This is a genomic window from Peptoniphilus grossensis (assembly GCF_001940285.1).
GTDB classification, from domain to species: domain Bacteria; phylum Bacillota; class Clostridia; order Tissierellales; family Peptoniphilaceae; genus Peptoniphilus_A; species Peptoniphilus_A faecalis.
Window position 1 is genome coordinate 1174839 of record NZ_MJIH01000001.1, and the last position, 26129, is coordinate 1200967.

Genomic DNA, 26129 nt, shown 5'->3' on the forward strand with positions numbered 1-26129 from the left:
GAACTTTATTGCATCGATTTTAAGTTTTATTTACCAAAATCATTGTACTTTATTAAAACATTGACACTATTATAGTCTAGTGTTAATTTATATTAAGAATACTCTTTAAATTTGTATTTATACATAAGGAAAACAATTTTATAAAGAGAAATTTTTATGAGGAGGTTACTATGAAAAATAGTAAGAAAAAATTATTAGTGGCAGGTCTTGCCTCTACACTAATTATGTCTATGGCAATACCAACTTTTGCCTGTACAGGAATTATTGTAGGAAAGGACCTTACAGCTGACGGATCTTTTATCTTTGGTAGAACTGAAGATTACCAAAGAAATAGAACTATGAGGCTTGTAACTCATCCGCGTGGAGAATTTAAAAAAGGCAGCAAATTAGTTGACGTAAACAACGGATTTGAATACATACACCCTGAGGATTCATTAAAATTTTTCTCTACTCCAGATTCAAGTGTTAAGCCAAAGGATATGGAACAAGGGGTATACGATGCTGCTGGCTACAACGAAGCTGGCGTTGGCATTTTCTGTACAGTTTCTGCTGATCCATCTGAAGAAATTGAAAAAGCTGATCCTTTTGTTAAAAATGGTGTAAATGAAGCAAGCATGACTACATTTTTACTTGCACACGCAAAATCTGCTAAGGGAGCAATTGAACTTTTAGCTGATACAATTGACAAACAAGGTGCTTCCATGGGAGATATAGTTGCTTTTGGTGACCAAAATGAAGTTTGGTACATGGAAATTTATTCTGGACATCAATATGTTGCAATTAAATACCCTGCAGATAAATTCAGTATTTTCCCTAACGATTTTTGGCTAGGTGGAGTTGACCTTAAAGATAAGGAAAATGTAATTGCTTCCAAAGATATTGTAAAAATTGCAAAGGATGCAAAGACTTATAAAGAAACTGAAGAGGGTTTAATGGACATGGCTGGATCTTACGGACCAAAGGAAATTTCTGATACAAGCCGTTCAAGAATTTGGTCAGGCATTCACGACTTAGATCCAAATTCTAAAATTCCTTACGACGCTAAGAGATTTGACCTATTAAACGATCTTTCTAAAGATTCAGAAAAAATTACAATTGATCATGCTCTAAACGTATTTAGAAATAGATTTGAAGGAACAGATTATATTCCATCAGATAATAAAGCTGAAAGGAAAGCAAACCCAAAGACTCACAAGAGGCCAATTGGTAGCATCAATACAATGCAAGCTCACATCTTCCAAATCAAGGAGGGTTATCCAAAGGATGCACCTGGAATTATGTGGATGACTCTTGGAAGCCCTTTAAATATCCCTTGGATTCCAATTTTCCCTGACATAAATGATTCAACTGATGAAGCTAAAAATAATTCTGCAACTTATGATGCAAATTCATATTACTGGGTTGGCTCATCTGTAAATGATTTAGTTTCAGGAAATAGGGAAGAGCTTGGCGAACCTACTCGCAAGAAAATAAATGAATTTGAAGAAAAAGTTAAAAAGGAACTTCCAGAAGTTGAAAGAGAATGGATTGCTCTTTACGCAAAGGATAAAGAAAAAGCAGCTGAATTTTCTACTGCAAAGACAATGCAATGGGAAAAAGAAGTGTTTGAGCTTGAAAAATCACTTCAAAGTGAACTTTCTAAAGTTTCAAAGGCTGACTTAATCGATCACTGGGCAAGAAAACCAATAATTGAAGCTATAAACAAAAAATTAATGGTTGGTACATCTGATCTTTACTTCTCTCCAAATGAAAAAATTTCTCGTGGAGAATTTGTTACAATTTTAGGTAGATTTGGCAAAATTGACACAAAAAAATATGCTGAAGTTAAAGATGAAAATATTGAATCAGGAAAATTCTACACTGAATACATGAATTGGGCAGTTTATAATAAACTTCTTCCAAAAACTTCAAAGGCAATAGCTTCCGAAAAAATCACTCGTGAAGAAATGGCACATATTTTAGCATCTTATTTAAAATTAATAGGCGACGACACTTCAACTCTTAAATTAGTTAATTTCGCTGACGAAAAGGAAATTTCTGATTGGGCTTATGAAGATATTCAATTCTTAGTAAATAAGGGAATTTTAATGGGAACTTCAGAAAATAAATTCTCTCCAAAGGCAAATCTTACAAGAGCAGAAGTTGCTCAAATTATTTCTAAACTTTCAAAATAAAATAAAGATTCATTAAAATATTCCTTTAAAAAATCCTAGGCGTAAAAAACCTAGGATTCTTTATTTTTTATTTATTATTTTTATATTTTTTATACTTGGCGTAATCATCTGCTATCATTAAAGACACTATTACGCCATCTATTACATCTCTATCTATCTTTGATTCTATATATGAATCAAAGTCTACAAATCCAGCACATCCTAAAACTATTGCATCAGAATTATAATTATTTATTGCTTTCTTACTAGCATCAGATAATCTTTCAACTAATAAATCTGAAGATTCATTATCTGGATAACCTATATAATCTAAACCATCCTCAGCTCCATATCTAGATACCATATCATTTTTTAATTCAACAGTTTTTTCAGATGAGCCCACAATTGAAAATCTCTTTCCGAGCATTTTACAAAATAATAATGAACACTCTCCAATTCCAAGTATAATTTGTTTTGTTTCAGTTCTTAATTTTTGCAAATTTGGATCTAAATGACAAGCTAATATAAATAGGTCAAATTTATCTTTATTTTCAAGTATGGTTTCTTTAACTGAATTAAAGCTCTCAGCTATTGTCTCTTTTGAACCTATAAATTCTGGCGTATCTTTCATTCCAATAACTTCTATTTCTATATTATCCAAGGTAAATTTACTAACCAATTCTTTTAAATTGCTTGTCATTTCATAACTGCTGTTTGGATTAATCAATAAACCTTTCATTCTAAAAATCCTCCCGATAAACTAACAACCATTTCATATATTAGATTTATCCCTTTTTTTAAATCTTCTTTTTCTGTAAATTCTTTAGGTGAATGACTAATGCCATCTTTACTTGGAACAAATATTAATGAAGTTGGAACCAAGTGGCTTATTTCTTTTGCATCATGCCCAGCTCCACTACTCATGACTTTGTACTTAAATCCTAGTTTTTCTGCTTTGCTTTCTGCTAATTTCATTAATTCTTTATCTAATATTACAGATGGTTTTTCTACATTTTTGACAAATGTATAATCTTTTATTTCTGTATCTAAATACTCATATACATCTTTAAAAAAAGTATCTATGTTATTTTGATTCAAATCTCGAACTTCAATTAAAATCTCTGCTTCTTTTGGAATTATATTATACATTCCAGGTTTTACTAAAATGTCACCTACTGTCATTACAAATGGATGATTATAACCGTCTGCTAATTCATATAATTTTTCTAAGACTTTTGGAAGTTTTTTTATAGGATCATTTCTTAATTTCATAGGAGTAGTTCCTGCATGATTTGCACTTCCATTTATCGTTATATTGTATCTAGTAATCCCAACTATTCCATCAACTACACCTATATCTAATCCTTCATGTTCTAAAACCCCACCTTGTTCGATATGTAGTTCTAAAAAACATAAAATCTTTTTAAAATCTATAATACTATCTTCCAAATCCCCAATAGTTAAATTATACTTTTTAAGTTTACTCTTCAAACCTTCATCATTTAAATTATTTCTGCCAGTAATAGTCCTACTACCAAAGGTACCACCCATCTCGCTACCCTCTTCTGCATTAAATGCAACTGCAATGATTCCATATTTAGATTCAACTTTATTTTCTTTGATTGTTTCTAATACTTCTAATGCAGTAATTGCACCTAAGGCTCCATCATAAAGTCCACCAGATTTAACTGTATCCATATGGGATCCAAGCATTATAAACTTACTAGAGTTGTTTGGATTATAAATAAAAAACAAATTCCCAACTTTATCTCTTCTTGTTTGTATCCCTTTATCTGCTGCATATTTTTCTAATCCTTCTATTGATTCATAATATTCTTTAGAAAAGGCTAACCTTGTTATACCTCCATCTTCAGCTCTTCCCACGCCGGCAAATTTTTCTAAATTCCCATAAAATCTTTCAAAATTCATTTCATTCTCCTTTTCAATAAAATAAGACTACAACTAAATTTGTTGTAATCTTATTCTATATAAATTATTTTTTATTTAGATTGGCTTTTACAAGTTTACCCCATCCTTTAGTTCCATCAGCAATTGGGTCAACTTTTCCATCTTTCATTACAACTTTTCCTCTTATAATTGTATAGTTCATTTTACAATTTAATTTCCATCCGTCATATACTCTTGCAATTTCTTTAGATCCTGAGTAGTTATCTCTCCAATCCACAACAGTGTCTTCATCAACACTGAAAATAGCTAAGTCAGCATCTGAACCTGGTTGAATCACTCCCTTTTGAGGATATATGTTAAATGCTTTAGCTGGGTTTTCACAGCATAGTTCAACTACCCTTTCTAAAGTTAATCCTCTTTTACCAGATACAGCTTCATTTATAAGTAGTGGAATTCTTAAATCAATTCCAACAAAACCAGCTGGTGCAACAAATATATCCTCTGCATTCTTTTCTTTTTCTGATTTTAAAAATGGAGCATGGTCACTTCCTATATAATCAACAGTTCCATCTAATACATATTCCCATAATTTATCTACTGTTTCTTGTGGTCTTAATGGAGGATTGCATTTAGCATATGCACCATGTTCTAATAATGCATCTTCATTTAATAACAAGAAATGCGGACATGTTTCTAAGAATAATTTCTGTCCTTCTTCTTTCGCTTCTTTTGCCATTTGCATTGCTTCTGGTGTTGAAATGTGAACTAAATCTAAAACACACCCTGTTTCTTTTGCAAATAAAATCATCTTTTGTACAGTTGAATATTCTGATATAGGTGGTCTTGATTTACAGTGATATTCTGAGCTAGTTTTTCCTTCATCTCTATAATGTTTTATAAAACCTTGAATCAAGTCATTGTTTTCTGCGTGTGAACCTAAAGGTAACCCTGTCTTTGCAACTTCTTTCATCCCTATGAGGATTTCGTAATCATTAGCCATGGTTAATCCTCTAAACTCATCGTCTCTTCCTTCAGGAGCTTCATGTAAAAAAGTCTTAAACGCGACTATACCCTCTTCGGCAAGTTTAGTGATTTCTTCTGGATATTGTCCTCCAGCAGCTCCGAAGAAAGCATAGTCAACGACTCCTTGTCTTTCTTCTGCTACTTTTTTTCTATTATCTAATATTTCTTTATTATATTGAGGTGGTGATGATATAGGATGTTCTAATATTGTCGTATTTCCACCAGCCACAGCTGCTTGAGACTCTGTATAAAAAGTTCCTCTTTCACTATGCCCCGGATCTCTAAAATGTACGTGTGTGTCAATTCCACCAGGTATTACGTACTTTCCTTTTAAATCAATAACCTCATTATAGTCTTCGAGCATTCCTCGCTCAGAAATCATTGCAAATTTTTCATCCTTAATTCCTAAATCTACTTCTCTAAACTCTCCGTCTATATATACTTTACCATTAATTACTGCTAAATCTAAATTCATTTTAAAATCCTTTCTTTATTAAATTTTAACTAAAATATAACTCTAGACTTCTTCGGGAAAGAATGGTTCCAATTCTTCCTTTGTCATAGGTTTTGTAAATGAGCTAACTATTATCATTACTAATCCTGAGCTAATTGGTCCTGCTAATGCTGGCGAAATTCCGTATGGCTGTCCCAATGAATACCAAATACTAGCTACTATAAAGCCTGCTATCATTGAAGCCATTGCTCCAGCTTTTGTTATCTTCTTATTAAATGCTCCTATTAAAACTAACATAGCCATTGAAGATCCCATTAGTGTTATAGCTCGTGCATGGATTGATTGAATTACATCGCTTTGCATGAATGTTAAAACTACACCTATTATTCCAATTATAATTGTAACGATTCTTGACATATTGAGCTCAAAATTACTTTCCATTTCTGGCTTAATGAACTCTTTCCAAATATCTCTAGTAAATGTTGTACTAGCTAATAACAATAGAGAATCTGCTGTAGATATTATAGCTGCTATTACTGCTGCAAACATTAAACCACCAAGAATAGGATGTACTGTTTCAGTAACTAGTGAATTGAACACTAGATCTTGATGCTCTATTCCTGGAAGGATTAATCTTCCTCCAAGTCCTACTATTAAAAGTGGAGTAATAAATAATCCTAACATAAGAGCTGTAATAGCCTGACTTTTTGATGCTGATTCAGGTGTCGTTGCTGACAAAAATCTACCTACAAATTGAGGTGCTCCAAAATTACAAATTCCCCAAGTTGCAAGCCAACCTAAAGCTGTTAATGGAGTAATTGCGTCTGAAAAAGCTGAAACATACTGCGGATTAATTTGATGTAATCCTTCCATCATACTTCCAAAACCACCTAATTTAATTAAGAAATTAATTGCCATTGCCCATACACCAATAATTATTGTGTAGGCACAAATAGTGTCTGTCCACGCTACCGCTAGCATGCCTCCAACTGCTGTAAATAATACAAACACAATCAAAACTAATATACTTATTAGTATTGGATTCCAATCCACTATTGCCCTAATCACTACAACCGCTGCAGTAATTTGTGCTGATAATAAAGTAACAGATCCAATCAATATAACAATCGATGCTAACAAAGAATGTGTTTTGCCAAACCTTCTACTTATATATTCCGGGAATGTCGTATCTCCATATTCTCTCATTCTTTTAGCAACCCATAAAGCTGCTAAAAATGAAGTTAGTAATGTTCCACCGAAATTCCACATTCCTGGCCAGCCATTTAAATAATAATATCCTGTATAACTAACAATTGACGTTGCACTTACTATTGTTGCAAAATATGTACCTGATAAAGGTATAATACCTAAACTTTGACTTGCCGCTACCCAATCATCTGGATCCTTTATTGATCTACCAATTAATAAACCTAAAATTCCTAATCCAACCATAAAAAGGATAACAATACTAATATAAATTGTTTCTTTTGCCATTTTATTTTCCTCCTAAAATTACCCATATCTTACTTTTTGTTCTTGTTTTTTAAATAAAAAAATGGAAATATACTCATAAATCCCAAAAATATCCAAGCGATTTTCAAGCTTAATGTTGATATCATAATTTGCCCCCTCCCATTTACTTTATCGTGTTGTTGTAGTATAGTTTTAATTGCTCTTTAATTATATCAAGGGCATCATTTTTAAAAAAATATAAAAAAACGTTTTTTTCAATCGGAAAAATCGATGGCAAGGAGTTAAAATATGAACTATCTACAAATTGAATCTTTCCTTAAAACTATAGAATTAGGTAGCATGACTAAAGCATCAAATGCTCTATTCATTAGTCAATCAACTCTCTCTGATAGAATAACAAAACTTGAAGATGAGTTAGGATTTAATTTATTTACTAGAGGTCATGGGTCCAGGGGAGTTAGTTTAACAGAAAGAGGAATTAGTTTTGTTGGTTTCGCAAAAAAATATTTATCTTTAATGGATGATATTGAAGATTGGAAAATAGATGACTCAGAAAGAGTAGAGTTGAGGATTGGAGGTCCTCATAGTTTAAATAGTTTCTTATTAAATTCTTTTTATAGAAACTTTACTGATTCTAACAAAGTAAAACTATATATTAGTTCACATTGGAACTATAGCATTTATACTTTAATAAATACTTATGAGTTAGACTTAGGTTTAGTTTCCCGTCCCTTTGGTTATAGACATTTAAAAACTAAAGAACTTTTTAAAGAGGAATTATACATAGTTTATAATAATAATTATTCAGATTATTCAAGTATTAAGAATGAGCTTGATCTTAAAAAAGAAGATGAGATTCACTTAGATTGGGGACCTGATTATGAAATTTGGAACCAAAATTTTTGGAGCGAAACTTCCAAACCAAAAATTTCAGTTGATTCAGCTGAATTAGTTTATGAATTTCTTAAATCAAAAAACGCCTGGGCTGTTATGCCTGTTTGCGTATATAACTATTTAAATAAATACAATAACAATCTTTCTAAAATTAACGGATTGGATAGTATTTATAGAACTATTTATTTAGTTACTCAAAGAGAACCCAAAGATATAGTTAGTAATCTTACAAAAAAATTGGAAAGCTATATTTTAGAACTAGAGAAAAATGGTTTATGCCAAAATTTATTATAAAGTTATTCTAATTGTCAAAAAATCCTAGGCGTAAAAACCTAGGATTTTTTTGTTTATTAAATTTTAAATTTGCAATAGCTTTAAATTTTATCTCTCTTTAAAGCGAGAAGTCTATCTCTGGACCTATTGGAACTATCTTATTTGGATTTATTAGGTCGTGGGACATGTAGTAGTGGGTCTTGATGTGGTCCAAGTCTACTGTCTCTGGCACTCCCTCCATGTTGTAAATAACTCTTGTATATCTCCAAATATTTTCATAAGAAGTAAGGGGTCTTAGGTTGCACTTGAAGTGACCAAAATAAACTGGGTCAAATCGAACTAGAGTGGTAAAGAGTCTTATGTCTGCTTCAGTAAACCTATCGCCAACTAAAAACTTATTCTTTGATAAGATTTCTTCTATCTTATCTAGTGCATCAAATACATTTTTCGCTTCCTCTTGGTAAACTTCTTGCTTAGTTGCAAAACCTGCCTTGTAAACTCCGTTGTTGATCCTGTCATAGACAAAGTCGTTTATCTCATCTATCTCATCTCTAAGCTCTTCTGGATAGAAGTCTCCCTCTTTTGCTCCTAAGTCGTCAAAGGCGTGGTTGAAGATCCTAATTATTTCTGAGGATTCGTTGTTGACGATTTTTTCTTCCTTGGTGTCGTAGAGAACTGGCACAGTTACCCTGCCAGTGTAGTCAGGCTTCACATGGGTGTAAAGCTCATGAAGGTACTTAAAGCCATGAACCTTGTCCTCTGTTGCACCCGGATATTCTCCAAAGGTCCAACCCTTGTCATACATAAGTGGACTTACAATTGAAAGACCAACTATGTCTTCAAGTCTCTTGAGCTTCCTAACCATTAGGGCCCTTGCTGCCCAAGGACAAGCTAGGGAAACATAAAGGTGGTATCTTCCCTTTTCTGCTGGGTAGGCCTTCCTGTCCTCATCATCAATTTTTCCATCCTTTGTTATCCAGTCCCTAAAGGAGGAGTCCTTCCTAACAAACTTTCCTCCAGTTGATTCTGTGTCATACCACTCATCAACCCATTTACCTTTTACTAATAATCCCATGTTCATCTCCTTTTCTTTCTCTAAATTTTTCTAACTATACTTATACTTTACCCCTGCAAAATTTTTGCAATCAAAAAAGGCGGCTCATGCCGCCTTCTTCATAATTCTTATTCTTCTTCATCAAAGTTCTTGTACTTTGATAAAATTTCCATAAATTGTTTGCCAGTTATTGTTTCTTCTTCTAACAAGAATTCAGAGAGTTCCTTCATGGCATCCCTGTTGTCTGCAATTAATTGTCTTGCATTGTCTTGGGCTGATTTCACAATCTTAACCATGAGGTCGTCAATTTCTTTTCTTGTTTCTTCAGAGCAGTTCATGTTTCCATTGTCGCCCATGTATCGTGAACCAGAATCTTGGAACTTAACCATTCCAAATTCCTCAGCCATGCCATATTGAGTGATCATTGCCCTTGCTGTGTCTGTCGCCTTTTCAATGTCATTTGCAGCACCAGTTGATACTTCATTAAAGATTACTTCTTCTGCCGCACGACCACCACATAAAGTTGTTATATGATTTATAAGATCTTCTCTCGTGTAAAGATTCTTCTCGTCCTTTGGAACTTGCATTGTATAGCCAAGTGCACCAGATGTCCTTGGAATAATTGTAATTTTTTCTACAGGTTCGGATCCAGTTTGAAGTGCAGCTACAATTGCGTGACCAATTTCGTGATAGGATACTCTCTTCTTTTCTTCTGGAGACAGTATATCTTGCTTTCTTTGTGCACCTGCAATTACAACCTCAATGGATTCTTGAATGTCTTCTTGTCTAACTTTGTCGCAACCCATTCTAACTGCACGAAGGGCAGCTTCATTTAAAATATTTGCAAGTTGAGCTCCAGATGCACCTGCAGTTGATCTAGCAATTAATGAATAGTCTATATCCTCTTCCATTTGGTAGCTCTTTGCGTGAACCTTTAAAATTTCAATTCTATCTTTAAGAGTAGGAAGTTCAACTCGAATTTGTCTATCAAATCTGCCTGGTCTTAAAAGTGCGGGATCTAAAATTTCAGGTCTATTAGTTGCAGCAAGCATTACAATTCCAATATTGCCATCAAAACCATCCATTTCAGTCAAAAGTTGGTTAAGAGTTTGCTCTCTTTCATCGTTTCCAGAAATTCCAGCAGAATCTCTCTTTTTTCCAATTGTGTCGATTTCGTCAATAAAAATAATACATGGTGCGTTTTTCTTTGCTTCATCAAAAAGTTCTCTAACCTTTGCAGCTCCACGACCTACGAACATTTCTACAAATTCTGAACCTGCGATGGAGAAAAAAGGTACATGGCTTTCGCCAGCAACTGCTCTTGCAAGTAGTGTCTTTCCAGTTCCAGGAGGCCCGACTAAAAGTGCTCCCTTAGGACATTTTGCACCAATCTTTGTATACTTGCCCGGATTTTTTAAGTAGTCCACAATTTCTACAAGAGATTCCTCTGCTTCTTCCTGACCTGCAACATCGTCAAAATTTACAGTTTCGCCATTAGGTTCGTACTTTTCAATTTTCTTTCCTCCCCCAAAAATTCCACTATTTCCTCCAGCCATGCCTTGTATTCTCTTTGCAAAAGCTCTCTGTAAAAAGAAAAATAATAAAATTGGAATTCCCCAAGTCATTATAAAGGACATAAATAAACTTGGTTTTTCAGGAATTTCTGAAGAGTAATCTACATTTTTTTCTTCAAGATCCTTCACTATATTTGGATCTTCCATTTTTCCAGTTTTATAAACCTTTTTATCTTCCTTTAAAGTGAAAAGAATTTGGTCCTGTTTAAATCTAACTTCATCTACTTTTCCTTCGCTTAAATTTTTTCTAAAATCAGAATAAGCTGCATTCTCTATACTATTCTGCGAAAGCATGGGAATAATCAGCCAATTAAGTGCAAAAACTGCGAGGATAGCAATTAAATAATATCTAAGTAAATTATACTGGGGTCTTTTATTTTTATCGTCTTTATCATTCATCATTTTAACCTCCTATTTATTGCGATATGTAGAAAATTTTTAATTAAAAAACCGGACACAAGATCCGGCTAAAATTTATTTCTTATTAAAGATCATCTTCGATTACAGAAGATTTAGAATAAGCAGATGGTTTTGCTTCAAAAAAATCTGTTTTTATTTGGTTTGGATCTGAATATTCGCTGACCCACTTCATTGATTTAGGTTCTTCAATGTTTTCATCAAAAAGATTTCCAAAACCTAAATTTCTTGAACGCAAATTTCCAAGATACATTATATAATCTTCAATCATTTTTTCATTTAGACCTCTAATTTCATCGCCTATTACATATTTACCCCAAGATATTTCTTCTTCAACACCTTTTTTAAGCATTGCTTTATAATTTTTTATGTTTTCATCAGTGAATATTTCTGGATTTTCCTTTTTCATTTCCAAAATAATACTTCTAAAGAGCCAAAGATGTGTATTTTCATCTCTGTTGATGTATCTAATTTCAGAAACTGTGCCAGGCATTTTCCCCATTCTCCCAAGATTGTAAAAGAAAGAAAATCCTGAATAAAAATAAATTCCTTCCAAAATATAATTTGCAATTAGAGCTTTCATAAAATTATCTAAATTTTCATCTTCGTAAAAATCTTGATATTGGTCGCCAATAAATTTATTTCTCTTTAAAAGAACTTCATCGTCTTTATATTGATACAATATTTTTTCTCTCTCTTCTGGGGAGCAAATTGTATCCAAAATATAAGAATAAGATTGAGAGTGAATAGACTCTTGATAGCCTTGAATTGAAAGGCATAAATTTATTTCATTTGCAGTTACATAGGATTGAAGCTTAGGAATTTGTGCAGTTTGAAGAGAATCCAAATAAATTAAAAAAGACAAAATTTTGTCATAGGCAGTTTTTTCGTGCACATCTAAAATCCTATAATCTTTTACATCTTGAGAAAGATTTATTTCTTCTGGAATCCAAAAATTATTCATGGCTTGGCGATACCAGTCGCTAGTCCAGCTATACTTCAAATTGTTAAAATCATTTAGATTTGTAGTGTTGCCATTAATAATTCTTCTCTTATATGTTTCAATGTCTCCCTTTTCGTTAAAGAGACCTCTTTTTGAAAGTTTCATAATTTCCTCCTAATTTTAAATTATGACGCACAATAATCGCAGTCTTCAACTTCTAAAGACTTACTTCTAACATAATAAACTGACTTTATTTTTTCCTTTGCAGCCTTGATATAAAGATTTAAAATTTTTCTCATAGTAAAGTCCGTAGTAATATAAAAATTAATTGACTGACCTTGGTCAATATGTCTTTGTCTTATTGCGGCAGCTTCAATTACAAGATTTTGATCTAGCTCATGAGCATTTTCGTATAGCCAAAAACTTTGTGGCGTTAAATCTGGTGCAACTCTAGGTAAAATTGAACCCTTTTTTTCCTCCAAGAAATACCTGTTCATTACAGGATCTACACCTGCAGTAGTTGCAGAAATAATAGAAGTGGAACCCGTTGGTGCAATTGCCATTATATATCCATTTCTAAGTCCATTTTTATTTACATCTTTACGAAGTTTTTGCCACTTGTCGTCCTTATAACCTCTCAAATCAAAATAATTTCCATTTTGCCAATCTGAACCTTCAAAGAAATCATATGATCCCTTTTCCTTTGCAAGTTCCATGGAAGCAGTGATTGCATGATAATTTATCCTTTCATAGACATCATCAGCCCACTTTAAGTGATCTTCAATGTCAGAAAAAGCTATACCTGCTTTTACAAGAGCATGATGGTAACCACTTGTTCCAAGTCCAATAGATCTATACTTTCTATTTGTTACTTTTGCGTAGGGAACTGGATAATAATTTAAATCTATTACATTATCAAGTGCTCTAACTGTAGTTTTTACAATGTCCTTTAACTCTTCATCATCTTGTAAGTCGATATTTCCAAGTACAAGAGATGCAAGATTACATACCACAAAATCTCCTGGTTTAGTTTTTGTAACTATTATTTCATCGCCAGCTTCAGTCTCTATTTTAGTTTCAAGAGTTTCTATTGCTGACATATTTTGCATAATCTCTGTGCAAAGATTTGAAGAATAAATCATTCCCACATGCTTATTTGGATTCATTTCATTTACATTATCCCTATAAAAGGCAAAGGGTGTTCCTGTTTCTGTTAGAGATTTAATAATAAGTCTAACTAAATCCTTGACGCTCATTTCACGTCTTGAAATATTTTTGTCAGAAATGCACTCTCTATATTTTTCTTCCCACTCTTTTCCATAGTAATCTTCGAGAGAATAACCCTTCTTCTCAAGAATTTCGTGAGGATCAAACATATACCAAGTTGCATCAATGTCTTTTTCTGCTAATTCAAAAAATAAATTTGGATAGCAGATAGCAGGGAAAATATCGTGAGCCTTCATTCTATCATCGCCATTATTTGTTCGAAGTTGCAAAAATTCTGGGATGTCTTTGTGCCAAGCATCAAGATAACATGACACCGAGCCTTGTCGAACACCAAGCTGATCAACTGCAACAGCTGTGTCATTTGCAAGTTTAATCCACCTAATAACTCCTCCAGCAACACCCTTAAATCCTCTTATGTCAGAACCCGTTGCACGAACCTTTCCAAAATAAAGACCCATTCCGCCACCGTGTTTAGAAATTTGTGCAAAATTATCAATTGAGCGATAAATTCCCTTTAAAGTATCAGGAACTGTATCTATAAAGCAAGATGAAAGCTGATTGTAAGGCTTTCTAGCATTGGACATAGTTGGAGTTGCAACTGTTACTTTTAAAGTGGAATAAATGTCATAAAACTTCTTCGCCCAATAAATTTTGTTTTTTTCAGGTATTGCAAGGTGCATTGCAATTCCCATAAACATTTCTTGTATACTTTCTACAAACCTTCCGTCGTGACTTCTTATTACATATCTCTTTATGAGAAGATCAAGACCAGAATAATTTAAAAGCCTATTCCTAGAATTATCTATATAATTCTCTAACTCTAAAATTTCATCCCGAGTATAATTTTCTAAAATGTATTTTCCATAAAGGTTCTTTTCAGTTAAAAATACAATTTTTTCGTAAAAATTATTTATATTAAAATCCTTTAAATTTCTTTCTATTTTCTTTTCCAAATCGTAATTTAAAAATAAGGCTGCGATAAATTCCCACTTTGGTGAATCTTTGTCTGTTAACTCACTTGCAGCTTTTATAATTTCAGAAAGATAGGCATCTTCACTTTGATCTTTCTTTACAAAAGATTCAAACTTTTTGTATAAATTTTCAAGTTCATATTTTTTTTGGTCATAATTTTTTCTCACAAATTTTAAAATCTTTAGGACTTTTTCATCTTTTATGAAATTTCCAAATTTATCTAAAATTTGCCTTTCCTCAGAATGTCTATTTCTATAAAGAATGTATGCCTTAACAACTTCAATTTCCTTTTCGTCAATTAGCTTTAATTCAACTAGATCCTGAATTTCCTCAACAGTGGGTGGATTCTTTGGATCATAGTTTCTTATAAGTTTATCCTTAATATCAAGAGCATAATTATTTATAACATTGTCGTCATACTTTTTACCGACAGAATCAAAGGCTTTTTCTATTGCATTTTTAATCTTCAAATGATCGAAAGTTACCTCTCTCTTGTCTCTTTTTAATATTTTCATGAATCCCCCATATAGTATATTATTTTAATATTTCTTTTTAAATACTACTATATATTATCACAAACCAAATATTATAAGTAGACCCTTATTAAATAAAAATAACTTTAGATTTTTGTTCTTATAAATTTTTTTAAAATTTTATTATAGACTTTTAAAAGTATTATCTAAAGGCATAAAAAATCCCAAGCCCTTGAGCTTGGGATAATTATCTAATTATTTAATTACTGAAAATAAAACTTTTGCTGCTTTTTCTGCAGTTTTTTCTGTTTTATCAGCAATCTTTTCGTCTTTAACTTCTTTAGTTTCTTTATTTTCAGCTGTATCTTCTTTAGAATCTTTTCCTAGAACATCTTCCATTTCCTCTTTAATTTGGTCTTGGTATTTTTTTAGAAGTTCTGGATCTTTATCAAGATCTGCTTTTGCTGCAAGAACTTTTTCTAATTCTTCACCTTCATAAATATCTTTAATCGTCTTTACAATTTCTTCATCTTTTTGACCAGCTGATTTCATAGAAGCAATCATTTTATAATTATCTTCTTTTTCAATTTCTACTAATTTATCTGCAAGTTCCTTTTCTGTGATATTAAAGATGTCAACTGTTGGCATTCCTTGGTTTGCATCGTATTTAACTTTATAACCAAAAGCTTCAGATACAAATCTTACTGGAATATAAGTTTTGTCATTGATGATAGTTGCTGGTGAATCAAGTTTAACTTCTTTACCATTTACAAGAGCTTTATTTGCTCCAACTGTAAGAATAATTTTGTCATTATCTTTAGTTACAGTTACAGTTTTATCTTTTCCATTCCAATCAACTTTAGCACCAATTTTTTCATAGAAAGTACGAGCTGCAAGCATAGTTCTATCGTTTATAATCTTTGGAAGAGCATCTGCATCTTCAAAAGTAATATCTTCTCCATTTACTCTAACAGTAACTATGTCCATTTTTGGCATTACTAAATTCATATATTCTTCTGTAGTTAATTTTTTAACTGAAGTAGGGAAGTTAATTTTTACATTTTCGTCTTTAACTGTTTCAACATTTCCATTAACAGAAACTTTTATAATATCAGTAAAGTTAAGCTTAAGACCAATTTCTTGTGTATACTTATTTTCTCCAAAAGTAGTTTTTTCAGAGATACTAGATCCCTTAATATTTTCTTTAAATTCGTTAGCAGCTTTCTTTAAATCCTCTGCTTTGTAATCTTTGTTAAATTCTTTAAAATCTTTCTTTTCTTCATCAGTTAATGGGAAACCAACTTTATCAATAATTGTAAGTAAATTAGTTGAAACAGCATCCCAATTCTTCATAACTCCATCAGACGCCTTGATAAGTTCATCAATGATTTGATCACTAGTTGCATTTAAAGTATAAGTATTTCCTTCAACTTTGTAGTCAATTCCTTGTTTTACATCTTTAAAAGCAATATTCATTAACTTTAACAAATCAGCCTTAAATTCTTCAGAATTAAAATATTTTATAGCTTCTGGAGAAAGAACATTTGCTTCATCAGCAACGGAGATGTAGTCTTCTTTTATGTCCTTTAGTCCATTTCCAGCAATAGCAAAGATGTCCTTTGATAGGATAACTTCGTTGCCATTAACAAAGATATCCATTTTAATATTGTCTGGTACATCCTTGTTTATACTTGTTAAATCTTCTTCTGACTGAGCTTTTTTAGCAATTATTTCTTTGAACTTTGAAAAGTCCATATTCACTAAAACATGAGCCTTGTCTTTTCCAACTTGTTCACCAGTCATTGTAACAGGAATGTCAATTTTAATTGTTTCTTTACTTTCAGGATCTTTAACTTCTATATTATAGTCAAGTTTTCCTGAAACTTTTGCTCCTTTCCAGTTTCCAACTTTTTCAGCTGCATCTAGGTAAGATGTAGTGTTTGCACTACAAGCACCAAGAGTAATTGCAGCTACTAATACAAGTAAAATAGTTAAAATTTTCTTTTTCATTGTATACCTCCTATTTGTTTTGACTTTACTATGAATGAAAAGCTTTTGCAATCTCAAAGTTTTTCAAAACATAAGTAATTTAAAGTGTATATGCTTTATATTTACACTTTAAATTATCTGTATTCATTTGTCAAGAACTTTTATAATCTTATTAGAAATTATTTTTTAATTTCTTACTTTTAGAATTTAAAAATTAAATTAAAAAAGACCCTTTCGAGTCTTTTAGTATAAATGTTCAATTGTTATGTAACTATAGCTCTATATCTCTTAAATTAAGCATTCAACCTTTAGCAATAAGCTACTTTCAAAGGAGATACTTTGCTACTTTTCCCTTTCGGGATAAATTAAAAATCTTCATTGGAATCACCTTTTCTTAGTTACCAATTTGTTTTCATTAGCTAGCTTAACTATAGTATAGAGCATGAAAGTTGTTTTGTCAATGTTTTCCTAAAAGTTTTTTATCTTTTTTAAATTTACTTTTTTCTCGTCAATTTTTCCTTGATTTAAAGCATTATTCACTTCAATAATTACTTGATTTGCGGAATTTAAAGAACCAATTTTTACAATATAATTTTTTGAATCATCTTTTCCCTTTATTACTATTTCATCGTCTTTTGACTTGGAAATAGATTTCATATTTTCATAAGAGAAGTAATAAGTTCCTATAACTAATCCCTGTTCATAGGATCCAACTACATTTCCAAGAATATCATTGCCATCTCTAAAGGAACGCTTCTTTGAAATTTCATATATATCTGTTTCTTTTTCTTCTTTTTTAAGAAACTTTCCATTTTGCAGATTATATAGGAATAATAAAAATAACCCAATTATAACTAGTGGACTTGCCAAGTAATTTATTATTTTTACATTTCTTAAATATATCTGTTGCAAAAAATATATATTTACAAAAATCAAAAATCCTATGTAAACAATTATATTTATAAAATAAGTTCTCTTTCTAATTTTTAAACCTGGAAGTTTTAAAATTTTATTAAATTTTGAAATAAAATCCGCTGTAGTCATTAAAAATAAGTAATTTATAATTCCCCAAAATACAGAATACATGAAACTTCCTTGACCTAACTCACTTTTTAGTCCTGAAAGATAAAATCCAAATGGTATTATTATAGAAATTGCGAGAATTAAGTTTTGTAATTTTTTATTCATTTATACTCCCTTCTAATTAAAATAACTTCTAATAAGATTATTGCTCATCGTATTTATTTAAGTCGTATTTTTCTATTACAGATATTATTTTGTTTGCATAATTAGGATCCGTTGCATATCCACCTTCTTGAATATATTTTGCAGCTTCTTTGTAATCCTTTGCAGTCTTGACCTTATTATATCTATTTGCTGTTGTAAGAAGCTTTGCATAGTGATTAAAGGAATCTCTTTTTGAAGAATATTTTTTAAAATTCTCCATGTACCTTCCAGCCTCATCCTCCACGTATTCTTCTGTCTCAAATACTATGCCATCCTCTTTTTTAACTGCCTTTATTCCGAAATAATTATTATATTCTTGTGAAAGCTTAGACTTTCCCCAATTGCTTTCAAGAATTGACTGTGCAATCATAACTGATGGAAAGAGCTTATTTTTCTTTGCAATTCTTACTGCTAAATTTGCCGTCTCAGCAATATAAGTTTCCCTATAATTTAATTCTTCCAAAGCTCTTTTTTCTGATGCTTTATTTATTAAAAAGCTCATGACAAAAATAATACCTAAAAAAGCTAAAATAATTGTGAGACATCCGCAACAAACTTTCTTAATTTTCATTTTTCACTTCTTCATAAAGTTTGCTTATTTTTTTGTTTAATATTGGATGAAAATAATTTGGAATTAGTTCGTTCAAAGACTCCAAAACAAATTCACGCTCTGCAATATATGGATGTGGCACCACTAATTCGTCTGTAAAGTGGATTTCTCTATCTATTAATAAAATATCTAGATCAATTGTCCTTTCACCCCATTTTTCGTGTCTTACTCTTCCCAAATCAATTTCTATTTTTTGTAAAATATGAAGAAAATCTAAGGGATCTTCGTAAGAATTTACCTTTACAACTGTATTTAAGAAATCTTTCTGATCAGTTTTTCCCCAAGCCTTTGTCTCGATTATACTTGCTTTTTCTATAATTTTAAGACCTTCATCTTCCATCATTTTAAGGGCACTATTAATATACCCTTCTCTGTCGCCAAGGTTTGTGCCAATTCCAATATAATAATTTCTTCTCTTTTTATTACATCTAACTGAAGCCGTGTCCAAGGGCAAATTTATTGGTGCCCACGGTTTTTTTATAGTTAAATCGACAGACTCTGCAATTTCATAATTTTCAAAAATAAATTTTGTTAATTTATAGGCAAGCGTCTCAATTAAATCTTCATTTTCACTTGCAAATAGATCATATAACTCGTGGGATAATTTTCCATAATCTATGGATTCATCCAAGTTTTTTTCTATTGCACATTTTCTAAAACTAAGTCCTATCTTTGCACTTATTAAAAATTTTTGTCCAAGTTTTTTTTCTTCTCTAAAAAGTCCATGATTTGCATAAACTTCAAGATCTTTTATATTTATGAAATCCATAATTCTCCCATCAATATATTATTTCGTGATTTTTCTTTTGGAAGCTCCAATTGCATTCTTTATAAGCAGGACATCTAAAACAAGCTCTAGATAATTTATCTGCTCTATAAAAAATATTAAAAAATTCATCCTCTGCTTTTTCTTTTTTCCTATGATAACTTATACAATTTAAAATTCTTTTTTTATCTTCCTCTGAAAAATCTGTGAGTTTTAAAATTTCTCTTGCAATTGTAACTGATGCCAAGGCATGATTTACACCTTCTTTTATTTCAATAACACGACCCAAATCGTGCAATAGTGCAGTGGCATAAATCATGTCTTTACAAACATCTACATTTTCCTCTAATTTTAAAATGTAGCAAATTCTAGCGACCGATATAAAATGTTCATAATCGTGTCTACAGAAGAACCTATCACTTTCAAGCTCTTCAAGTTCCCTTAAATAATTATTATAGATTTTACTCTTTACAATTATATTTGTTTCTTTTAAATATATATCTTCCATTAGAATTTAATCAATCTAAAAGCCTCTTGCTTTTGTTTTTCATCAGTTTCAAAAACTCCCCTAGAAACAGAAGTAACAGTTTTTGACCCTGGCTTTTTAACACCTCTCATGTTCATGCACATATGCTCAGCCTCAATTACAACTAAAACTCCCTTTGCTTCAAGATATTTCATCATTGCATCGGCTATTTCAATGCTAAGTCTTTCTTGCAATTGCGGTTTTTTTGCATAAGTTTCCACAGTTCTTGCAATTTTAGAAAGACCTGCAACTTTTTGATCTGGAATATATGCAATATGTGCTTTGCCATAGAAGGGTAAAAAATGATGCTCACACATTGAGAAAAAATTTATATCCTTTACTACGACTATATTGTCTTCAGTAATTTCAAAAGTTTTTGACAAATGTTCTTCAGCAGTTTTACCTATACCTGCAAAAATTTCCTCATACATTCTAGCAATTCTAGCTGGAGTTTCAATTAAACCTTCTCTGTTTTTATCTTCTCCAATGGCTTCGATTATCATTTCTACAGCTTTTTCTATTTTTTGTTTATCCATTAAAATCTCCTCATAAATTTATTTATAAAATTTATAAATTTTATTATAACACATTAGTGTTTATATTAATAACTAATACCGATAAATTGACTATTATAAAATTATTAAAAAAGCGTATTTCTCTTTAATTTACAATTTATTTATAATTTGATACAATATTTGCCGAGGTGTAAGATGAAGAAATTACTTCTATACTTATCTATTGCCATAATATTTTTAACATCACCAGTAAGCGTAATTGCTGAAAACAATCAGGCAGTAGAAAATTCAAGTTTAAATACAAATGAAAATTTGAATACTAATGAATCAGATCAAGTTGTAGATCCCTTAGCAATTCGAAATCAAAACTTTTTAGTACCGACAAAACAAGGTGTGCAAAAAGCAAACCAATATGAAGCAGATAAAATAAAAAAATTAGAAGATGTACCCTTAGAAGGACTTACAAAGTCCTATCTACTTGGAGATTATAAATCAGGAAAAATTATGGAAGGTTATAACTTAGATGAAGTTCGTGCAATGGCATCAACTTCAAAATTAGTTTCTATATTTGTAGTCCTAGATAAAGTAGAAGATGGTACAATTTCACTAAATGACGAAATAAAAATTGACCACGAAGTAGCATCACTTACAGGATCTTCCTTCAAGCTAAAAGAAGGCGATAATGTAAGCGTAGAAAAATTAATAGAAGCATCCATGGTAGTATCTGGAAATGATGCCATAACAGCACTTGCAAAATATATTGGAGGTACAACGGATGGTTTTGTAAAAATGATGAACGAAAAATGCAAAGATCTTGGATTGAAAAATGCCCTAATGGTCAACCCAACAGGACTTACAAATTATGAGATCACAGATTACAATAAGATGACCACTAGAGAGATGTTTAAACTGGCATCAGAATTACTAAAATATCATCCTGAGGTTTTAAAATATACAAATATTGAAAAATTAGAAGAACCTGAAAGAAATTTCATTGAGTATAACACAAATCCCGTTCTTGGAATTGTTCCAGAAGTTGACGGACTAAAAACTGGATACACAAATGCAGCAGGAAGATGTGTAATTTTAACAGGACTTAAAAAAGGTGTGGACGAAAAATCCAAGGATATGAGGTTAATTTGTATCACGACTGGTTCTAATTCTGACTTTGAAAGATTTGTAGCTTGCAAAAGACTTATAACAAAGGGTTTTGAAGATTATGGTTACAATGCCATAGGTGATACAAAAAAAGAAGTTAGAACGATAGAATTTCTCAACTCTCAAGATGAAAATATTCCAGTTTACCAAAAAAAAGTTGGCTATATTCTCTCAAAAACTGATGAAAAGTTTAAGGAAGTAATAAGCATAGACGAAAACTTAAAAGCTCCTATTGAAAGAGGCTCTTCCGTCGGAAAAATTAGCTTTTACAAAGACGACAACTTAATATATACAACAGATTTAATAGTTAAAGATAAAGTTTATGAAAGAGGGATTTTTAATAAGTTTAAAAGAGTCTTTGAGGAAATATTTGTAAATATAGAAAAAGCTGCTTAAAAACTAATAGAAAAGTATGTTTTACTTGGTATTATAAACATGTATCTAAATAATAAAAATATCTGCTAGATTAAATCTCTAACAGATATTTTAAATTTTATTAAATATAATAATAAGATGTTACCTTTTATATAATCAAACTAATAAAAACCCTCAAATTTTTATAAATTTCTATTAATTTAGTTATTTTAAATATTTATTCTTTTTACAGCTTTATCAATTCTATCTATTGCCTTCTTTATATTTTCTTGCGATGTTGCATAGGAAAGTCTAAGATGTCCCTCTCCATATTCCCCAAAAGATGCACCATCTAACACCGCAACATTAGCTTCTTTTAATAAATAATCTGAAAGTTCTTCTGATTTTAATCCTAATTTTTCAATATTAGGAAATACATAAAAAGCTCCTTCTGGTTTTTTACAGCTTATTCCATCAATTGAGTTTAATCCGTCTACTATTAAATCTCTTCTTATTTTAAATTCTTCACGCATTTTATCAACTTCATCTTGAGGTCCTCTCAATGCTTCTATAGCAGCAACTTGCGCTACTGCAGAAGTGTTAGATGTGACATTTGCTATCATTCTATCTATTTTTTCGATTAAATTTTCATGCATAATGCCATACCCTATTCTCCATCCTGTCATTGCATAAGTTTTAGAAAAACCGTTTAATATAATAGTTTTATCTTTCATATATGGAATTGAAGCTATGGAAAAAGGTACTGTTTTATTATATACTAATCTATCATAGATTTCATCTGATAGAACATATATTTCTTTGTCTTTTATAATTTCTGCAGTTTTTTCTATATCTTCTTTAGTTAGTATACCACCTGTTGGATTAGCTGGAGAATTTAATATAATCATTTTTGTATTTTTGTTTATTTTTGTTCTTAAATCATCTATATCGACTCTGAAGTCATTTTCTTCTATTAGTGGCATTGGTACTGGTGTTCCACCTGCAAATCTTATTAAAGATTCATATATTGGATAGCCTGGGTTAGGATAAATAACTTCATCTCCTTTTTCAACTAAAGCCATTATTGTATAAAACATTATGGGTTTTCCACCTGGTACAACAGCTATTTCATTAATATTTGTATTAATATTTTTATAATTTTTTGTATAATCTACTATAGCTTCTCTCAACTCAATTAATCCAACATTTTGTGTATAATGAGTATAACCATGATCTAAAGCCCATTTACCTTTATCTATAATGTTTTTAGGTGTATTAAAATCAGGTTCTCCTATTTGTAAATGAATTATATCCTTACCTTCCCTTTCAAGTTCTCTGCACTTTGCCAAAACTTGAAATGCTTTTTCTGTTCCAATATCTAATACTCTATTTGCAAATTTAAAATTCATTAGAATCTCCCTTCGACTATTTCTTCAATTTCTAAGTCTCTTTTATAAACTTTCTTTCCATCATAAATATCTTTATCTAACTCATTTTCTGATTTAGCTACTAATATTGTTGTAGTTGCATCTCCAACTATATTTAGTGGTGTCAAAAACATTTCTACTGGCTTATTAATAGCAAGAATTAGAGAATATATAAGTAATGCAGTTTCATTTACATATCCTACCCCATTAACTACTGTAAATAATAGTACACTTCCTGCAGCAGGTATTGCTGGAGTTCCTGCAGCTGCAAGCATTGAAAGTAATGCCATTAACATAATTTGAGGAACTGTAACTTGATATCCAGAAATTGTTCCAATAAATATAGTTCCTATAACATGCATAATAGCTGTCCCATTCATATTTATAGTCATTCCTAGAGGTAAAACAAAGTTTGCTATTTCTTCACTTACTCCAAATTTTTCAACATTAATTTTTATATTTAAAGGTAATGCTGGTGAACTTGCCGCAGCTGAAAAAGCAATTAAAACTGGCTGAATCATTTCTTTAATAAATTTCTTAGAATTTAACTTTGCAAACAATTTTATTATAATTGGATATCCAATTAATAGAAATATAAGTAGTGTCATAATTGTTATTAATATATATGATATAACAGGCTTTATTTGAGAGAATCCATATAACGCAAAGGCTCTAACTATTAATGAAAATATTGCATAAGGTGCAACTCTATTCATCAATACATCAAGAAATAATGTAATAATATTATTTAGATCTTCCACTACCTTTTTAATATTTTTAGCTTTATCTTCTAAAAATCCAATACTTATTCCTAATATTACTGAAATAAATACAACTGAAAAAATTGCCTGATTATTTGCAAAAGCTGCAGTAACATTTTCAGGGAAAAAAGCCAATATTGTGCCCATTGGATTAGGTGTTTCTACTAGCTGTATATTGGATGTATCTCCTCCAGCTATATCAGGCATATACTTAAATATACCTAAATTCACAGAAGTCATACCTACTATTCCTGCTAATAGTGTTGCAGCTACATACATTAATACAAAGGTTAAAATTGTTTTATAAGCAATTCTACCTAATTTTCTTAAATCAGTTATACTGCTCATAGCTAGAGTTAAGGATGTAAAGACTAGCGGTATAATAGCTAATTGTAAACTATTTAAAAATATTTTCCCAATTATATATAATATGCCTATTCCTGCTGCACCTTTTTCAGTTACATCAACAAAAAATATTGCATTAATTATATTCCAAATTGATCCATTTCCAGATTTATTTAAATTTTCTTTTAAAAAAACACATATTATACCTACTATAAATGCAGAAGCTAATGCTATCATCATTTTTTTTATAATAGGATTAGATTTTTCTTTTATCATATTAACACCCCATTTTAGTAATAGACTACCTCTTGTGATGTAATCTTTATATTTTAGCTATTTCTTTTGTTATTTCAAGGAATCTATCTATATCATCACTTGAATTGCAATGTAAAGGAGAGACTCTTAATACTCCATCTTTTATATCAAAAGATTCTAGCATTCTCTTTGAGTACATACTAGATTCTAATCTAGGTGCTACAATCACTTTTCTTTTTTCATATTCTTTTGCTGCAGTAGCACAGTTTATATTTGTAAAACCCATAGCAATAATTAAATCTCTAGTAGTTAAGTCTTTGCTATCAACAAATACTTTAACGTTTTCCTGATTTCTAAGTCCTTTAACTTTTTCGCTTCCATTTAAAAGTCTATTTAGCAAAGCTCTTTCTTGTAATTTTATTCTATTCATTCCTTCTACAAAAATTTCTCTTTTATCTTTTGAGTCTGTAAACTTACTTCCAATCCATGAAACATAATCAAAAATAGCTTTAATAACAGCAAATTGTGAAGGCACTGGAGTACCTAATGCCCAAACTTCATCTTCTCTATGAATTAATTTTTCATGTCTAAACTTGGAAACTCTATCTGAAACATAACCAAGTCCTGAACCTCTTGTCCCATAAAATTTATACATTCCAAAATTTATTCCATCAATATTATATTTTTGTAGATCTATTATTCCATGAGGTGCATGTTGAACGGCATCAATTACTATATATAAATCTTTTTTTATTTTTCTAGCTTCTTTTACTATTTCTTCAATATCAAAAATTCCCCCAGTTAAATTAGATGCATACATAATACTAAGTAATACTGTGTTTTCATCAATAAGTTTTGCAACTTCTCTTGGATCAACCTTACCATTTAAAGGATTACTTTTTGCAACTCTTAGCTCTCTACCCGTTTTTTCTGCAAAATATCTTGCTGCGTCAAACGCAGAAGGATGTTCCAATACACTTGTAACAATATTATCGCCCTTTACACTTTCAGCGATTGTCCCAACGATTTTAAACATTGCTTGAGAAGCAGTTAAAGAAGTTACTATACTGCCTTTATTACCCGCATTTAATATTATTCTAAATGCATCCTCCCCTTCTTGCATCTTTTTTTGTAAATAATAAGAAACTTCATGAGTTCTTTCTGGACAATCTGGAATTTTCTCTAATTCACTTTGAACCTTAACAGCTTCTTTTAGTCTAAAAGATCCACCTGCATTATCAAAAAACAACCTTTTCCCCATAACTGGACATTCATCTACATAATAAAATTTATCTTTAATTTCAGCCATTAATTCATCTGAAAAAAATTTACCTTTTGGATAGTTATTCATTTGTTTC

At 30.9% G+C, this 26129-nt stretch carries 20 protein-coding genes; 3 read left to right on the forward strand and 17 right to left on the reverse strand.

The genetic code is table 11. The annotated features are described in order from the left end of the window. The first annotated feature begins 170 nt into the window (after positions 1 to 170). Positions 171 to 2174, forward strand: coding sequence for a C69 family dipeptidase (locus BIV18_RS05675; protein WP_075659689.1), 2004 nt, complete (start codon positions 171 to 173; stop codon positions 2172 to 2174). A 67-nt stretch (positions 2175 to 2241) separates the two neighbouring features. On the opposite strand, the gene BIV18_RS05680 is transcribed toward BIV18_RS05675, so the two are convergent. The 4 genes from BIV18_RS05680 to BIV18_RS05695 form a co-directional block, all read right to left on the reverse strand. Then, the gene (locus tag BIV18_RS05680) at positions 2242 to 2892 is read right to left on the reverse strand and encodes an aspartate/glutamate racemase family protein (protein ID WP_075659690.1); all 651 of its coding nucleotides are present in this window, start codon (positions 2890 to 2892) and stop codon (positions 2242 to 2244) included. Continuing rightward, positions 2889 to 4082 carry a hydantoinase/carbamoylase family amidase gene (locus tag BIV18_RS05685; RefSeq protein ID WP_083635537.1) on the reverse strand — a complete coding sequence of 398 codons (1194 nt, stop codon included), beginning with the start codon at positions 4080 to 4082 and terminating at the stop codon, positions 2889 to 2891. Before BIV18_RS05685 ends, BIV18_RS05680 begins: the two co-directional genes overlap by 4 nt. A 64-nt stretch (positions 4083 to 4146) precedes the next feature. After that, positions 4147 to 5559 carry a dihydroorotase gene (locus BIV18_RS05690; protein WP_075659691.1) on the reverse strand — a complete coding sequence of 471 codons (1413 nt, stop codon included), beginning with the start codon at positions 5557 to 5559 and terminating at the stop codon, positions 4147 to 4149. A gap of 42 nt (positions 5560 to 5601) precedes the next feature. Beyond that, positions 5602 to 7032: a sodium:solute symporter family protein gene (locus BIV18_RS05695; RefSeq protein ID WP_075659692.1), complete on the reverse strand. Its 1431-nt coding sequence runs from the start codon at positions 7030 to 7032 to the stop codon at positions 5602 to 5604. Positions 7033 to 7299: 267 nt separating this feature from the next. On the opposite strand from BIV18_RS05695, the gene BIV18_RS05700 reads away from it, so the two are divergent. Further along, the gene (locus tag BIV18_RS05700) at positions 7300 to 8199 is read left to right on the forward strand and encodes a LysR family transcriptional regulator (RefSeq protein WP_075659693.1); all 900 of its coding nucleotides are present in this window, start codon (positions 7300 to 7302) and stop codon (positions 8197 to 8199) included. A 97-nt stretch (positions 8200 to 8296) separates the two neighbouring features. Here BIV18_RS05700 and BIV18_RS05705 read toward each other — a convergent pair whose 3' ends face one another. The 10 genes from BIV18_RS05705 to folE form a co-directional block, all read right to left on the reverse strand. Next, the gene (locus BIV18_RS05705) at positions 8297 to 9253 is read right to left on the reverse strand and encodes a glutathione S-transferase family protein (RefSeq protein WP_075659694.1); all 957 of its coding nucleotides are present in this window, start codon (positions 9251 to 9253) and stop codon (positions 8297 to 8299) included. A gap of 107 nt (positions 9254 to 9360) precedes the next feature. Further along, positions 9361 to 11205 (reverse strand): ATP-dependent zinc metalloprotease FtsH, encoded by a 1845-nt coding sequence (ftsH, locus tag BIV18_RS05710; RefSeq protein WP_075660385.1) that lies wholly within the window; start codon positions 11203 to 11205, stop codon positions 9361 to 9363. Positions 11206 to 11290: 85 nt separating this feature from the next. Beyond that, positions 11291 to 12331: a ribonucleotide-diphosphate reductase subunit beta gene (locus BIV18_RS05715; protein WP_075659695.1), complete on the reverse strand. Its 1041-nt coding sequence runs from the start codon at positions 12329 to 12331 to the stop codon at positions 11291 to 11293. 20 nt (positions 12332 to 12351) lie between these two features. After that, on the reverse strand, positions 12352 to 14880 hold the full coding sequence (locus BIV18_RS05720; RefSeq protein WP_075659696.1) for a ribonucleoside-diphosphate reductase subunit alpha: 2529 nt from the start codon (positions 14878 to 14880) through the stop codon (positions 12352 to 12354). 213 nt (positions 14881 to 15093) lie between these two features. Continuing rightward, positions 15094 to 16848, reverse strand: a complete 1755-nt coding sequence (locus tag BIV18_RS05725) for a copper amine oxidase N-terminal domain-containing protein (protein ID WP_075659697.1) — start codon at positions 16846 to 16848, stop codon at positions 15094 to 15096. Positions 16849 to 17295: 447 nt separating this feature from the next. Then, a complete protein-coding gene (locus BIV18_RS05730; RefSeq protein WP_075659698.1) occupies positions 17296 to 18015 on the reverse strand; it encodes a hypothetical protein in 720 nt (239 codons plus the stop codon). Between the two features lie 37 nt (positions 18016 to 18052). After that, positions 18053 to 18625, reverse strand: a complete 573-nt coding sequence (locus tag BIV18_RS05735; RefSeq protein ID WP_075659699.1) for a glycoside hydrolase family 73 protein — start codon at positions 18623 to 18625, stop codon at positions 18053 to 18055. Continuing rightward, entirely contained in the window at positions 18615 to 19433 is an 819-nt protein-coding gene (folK, locus tag BIV18_RS05740) for a 2-amino-4-hydroxy-6-hydroxymethyldihydropteridine diphosphokinase (protein ID WP_075659700.1), read from the reverse strand. Before folK ends, BIV18_RS05735 begins: the two co-directional genes overlap by 11 nt. A 10-nt stretch (positions 19434 to 19443) precedes the next feature. After that, positions 19444 to 19938: an HD domain-containing protein gene (locus tag BIV18_RS05745; protein ID WP_075659701.1), complete on the reverse strand. Its 495-nt coding sequence runs from the start codon at positions 19936 to 19938 to the stop codon at positions 19444 to 19446. After that, positions 19938 to 20492: a GTP cyclohydrolase I FolE gene (gene folE / locus BIV18_RS05750; protein ID WP_075659702.1), complete on the reverse strand. Its 555-nt coding sequence runs from the start codon at positions 20490 to 20492 to the stop codon at positions 19938 to 19940. Before folE ends, BIV18_RS05745 begins: the two co-directional genes overlap by 1 nt. A 174-nt stretch (positions 20493 to 20666) precedes the next feature. Here folE and BIV18_RS05755 point away from each other — a divergent pair, with 174 nt between their 5' ends. Next, positions 20667 to 22025 (forward strand): D-alanyl-D-alanine carboxypeptidase family protein, encoded by a 1359-nt coding sequence (locus BIV18_RS05755; RefSeq protein ID WP_075659703.1) that lies wholly within the window; start codon positions 20667 to 20669, stop codon positions 22023 to 22025. Between the two features lie 188 nt (positions 22026 to 22213). Here the strand turns inward: BIV18_RS05755 and BIV18_RS05760 are convergent, their stop codons facing one another. Genes BIV18_RS05760 through BIV18_RS05770 form a run of 3 tightly spaced genes read right to left on the reverse strand, consistent with a single transcriptional unit; the run spans position 22214 to position 26122 of the window. Next, positions 22214 to 23392: a pyridoxal phosphate-dependent aminotransferase gene (locus tag BIV18_RS05760; RefSeq protein ID WP_075659704.1), complete on the reverse strand. Its 1179-nt coding sequence runs from the start codon at positions 23390 to 23392 to the stop codon at positions 22214 to 22216. Then, entirely contained in the window at positions 23392 to 24792 is a 1401-nt protein-coding gene (locus BIV18_RS05765; RefSeq protein WP_075659705.1) for a dicarboxylate/amino acid:cation symporter, read from the reverse strand. The genes BIV18_RS05760 and BIV18_RS05765 overlap by 1 nt, the downstream gene beginning before the upstream one ends. A gap of 46 nt (positions 24793 to 24838) precedes the next feature. Further along, entirely contained in the window at positions 24839 to 26122 is a 1284-nt protein-coding gene (locus BIV18_RS05770; RefSeq protein WP_075659706.1) for an aminotransferase class V-fold PLP-dependent enzyme, read from the reverse strand. Positions 26123 to 26129 lie beyond the last annotated feature (7 nt).

Excerpts from the sequence above, each read along its gene's own strand:
- BIV18_RS05770 (WP_075659706.1), bottom strand. The coding sequence starts at position 26,122 with ATGAATAACTATCCAAAAGGTAAATTTTTTTCAGATGAATTAATGGCT.
- BIV18_RS05705 (WP_075659694.1), bottom strand. The coding sequence starts at position 9,253 with ATGGGATTATTAGTAAAAGGTAAATGGGTTGATGAGTGGTATGACACA.
- ftsH (WP_075660385.1), bottom strand. The coding sequence starts at position 11,205 with ATGAATGATAAAGACGATAAAAATAAAAGACCCCAGTATAATTTACTT.
- BIV18_RS05725 (WP_075659697.1), bottom strand. The coding sequence starts at position 16,848 with ATGAAAAAGAAAATTTTAACTATTTTACTTGTATTAGTAGCTGCAATT.
- BIV18_RS05695 (WP_075659692.1), bottom strand. The coding sequence starts at position 7,032 with ATGGCAAAAGAAACAATTTATATTAGTATTGTTATCCTTTTTATGGTT.
- BIV18_RS05735 (WP_075659699.1), bottom strand. The coding sequence starts at position 18,625 with ATGAAAATTAAGAAAGTTTGTTGCGGATGTCTCACAATTATTTTAGCT.
- BIV18_RS05765 (WP_075659705.1), bottom strand. The coding sequence starts at position 24,792 with ATGATAAAAGAAAAATCTAATCCTATTATAAAAAAAATGATGATAGCA.
- BIV18_RS05690 (WP_075659691.1), bottom strand. The coding sequence starts at position 5,559 with ATGAATTTAGATTTAGCAGTAATTAATGGTAAAGTATATATAGACGGA.
- BIV18_RS05730 (WP_075659698.1), bottom strand. The coding sequence starts at position 18,015 with ATGAATAAAAAATTACAAAACTTAATTCTCGCAATTTCTATAATAATA.
- BIV18_RS05760 (WP_075659704.1), bottom strand. The coding sequence starts at position 23,392 with ATGAATTTTAAATTTGCAAATAGAGTATTAGATATTGGAACAGAAAAA.
- BIV18_RS05685 (WP_083635537.1), bottom strand. The coding sequence starts at position 4,082 with ATGAATTTTGAAAGATTTTATGGGAATTTAGAAAAATTTGCCGGCGTG.
- BIV18_RS05715 (WP_075659695.1), bottom strand. The coding sequence starts at position 12,331 with ATGAAACTTTCAAAAAGAGGTCTCTTTAACGAAAAGGGAGACATTGAA.
- BIV18_RS05720 (WP_075659696.1), bottom strand. The coding sequence starts at position 14,880 with ATGAAAATATTAAAAAGAGACAAGAGAGAGGTAACTTTCGATCATTTG.
- BIV18_RS05700 (WP_075659693.1), top strand. The coding sequence starts at position 7,300 with ATGAACTATCTACAAATTGAATCTTTCCTTAAAACTATAGAATTAGGT.
- folE (WP_075659702.1), bottom strand. The coding sequence starts at position 20,492 with ATGGATAAACAAAAAATAGAAAAAGCTGTAGAAATGATAATCGAAGCC.
- folK (WP_075659700.1), bottom strand. The coding sequence starts at position 19,433 with ATGGATTTCATAAATATAAAAGATCTTGAAGTTTATGCAAATCATGGA.
- BIV18_RS05675 (WP_075659689.1), top strand. The coding sequence starts at position 171 with ATGAAAAATAGTAAGAAAAAATTATTAGTGGCAGGTCTTGCCTCTACA.
- BIV18_RS05680 (WP_075659690.1), bottom strand. The coding sequence starts at position 2,892 with ATGAAAGGTTTATTGATTAATCCAAACAGCAGTTATGAAATGACAAGC.
- BIV18_RS05745 (WP_075659701.1), bottom strand. The coding sequence starts at position 19,938 with ATGGAAGATATATATTTAAAAGAAACAAATATAATTGTAAAGAGTAAA.
- BIV18_RS05755 (WP_075659703.1), top strand. The coding sequence starts at position 20,667 with ATGAAGAAATTACTTCTATACTTATCTATTGCCATAATATTTTTAACA.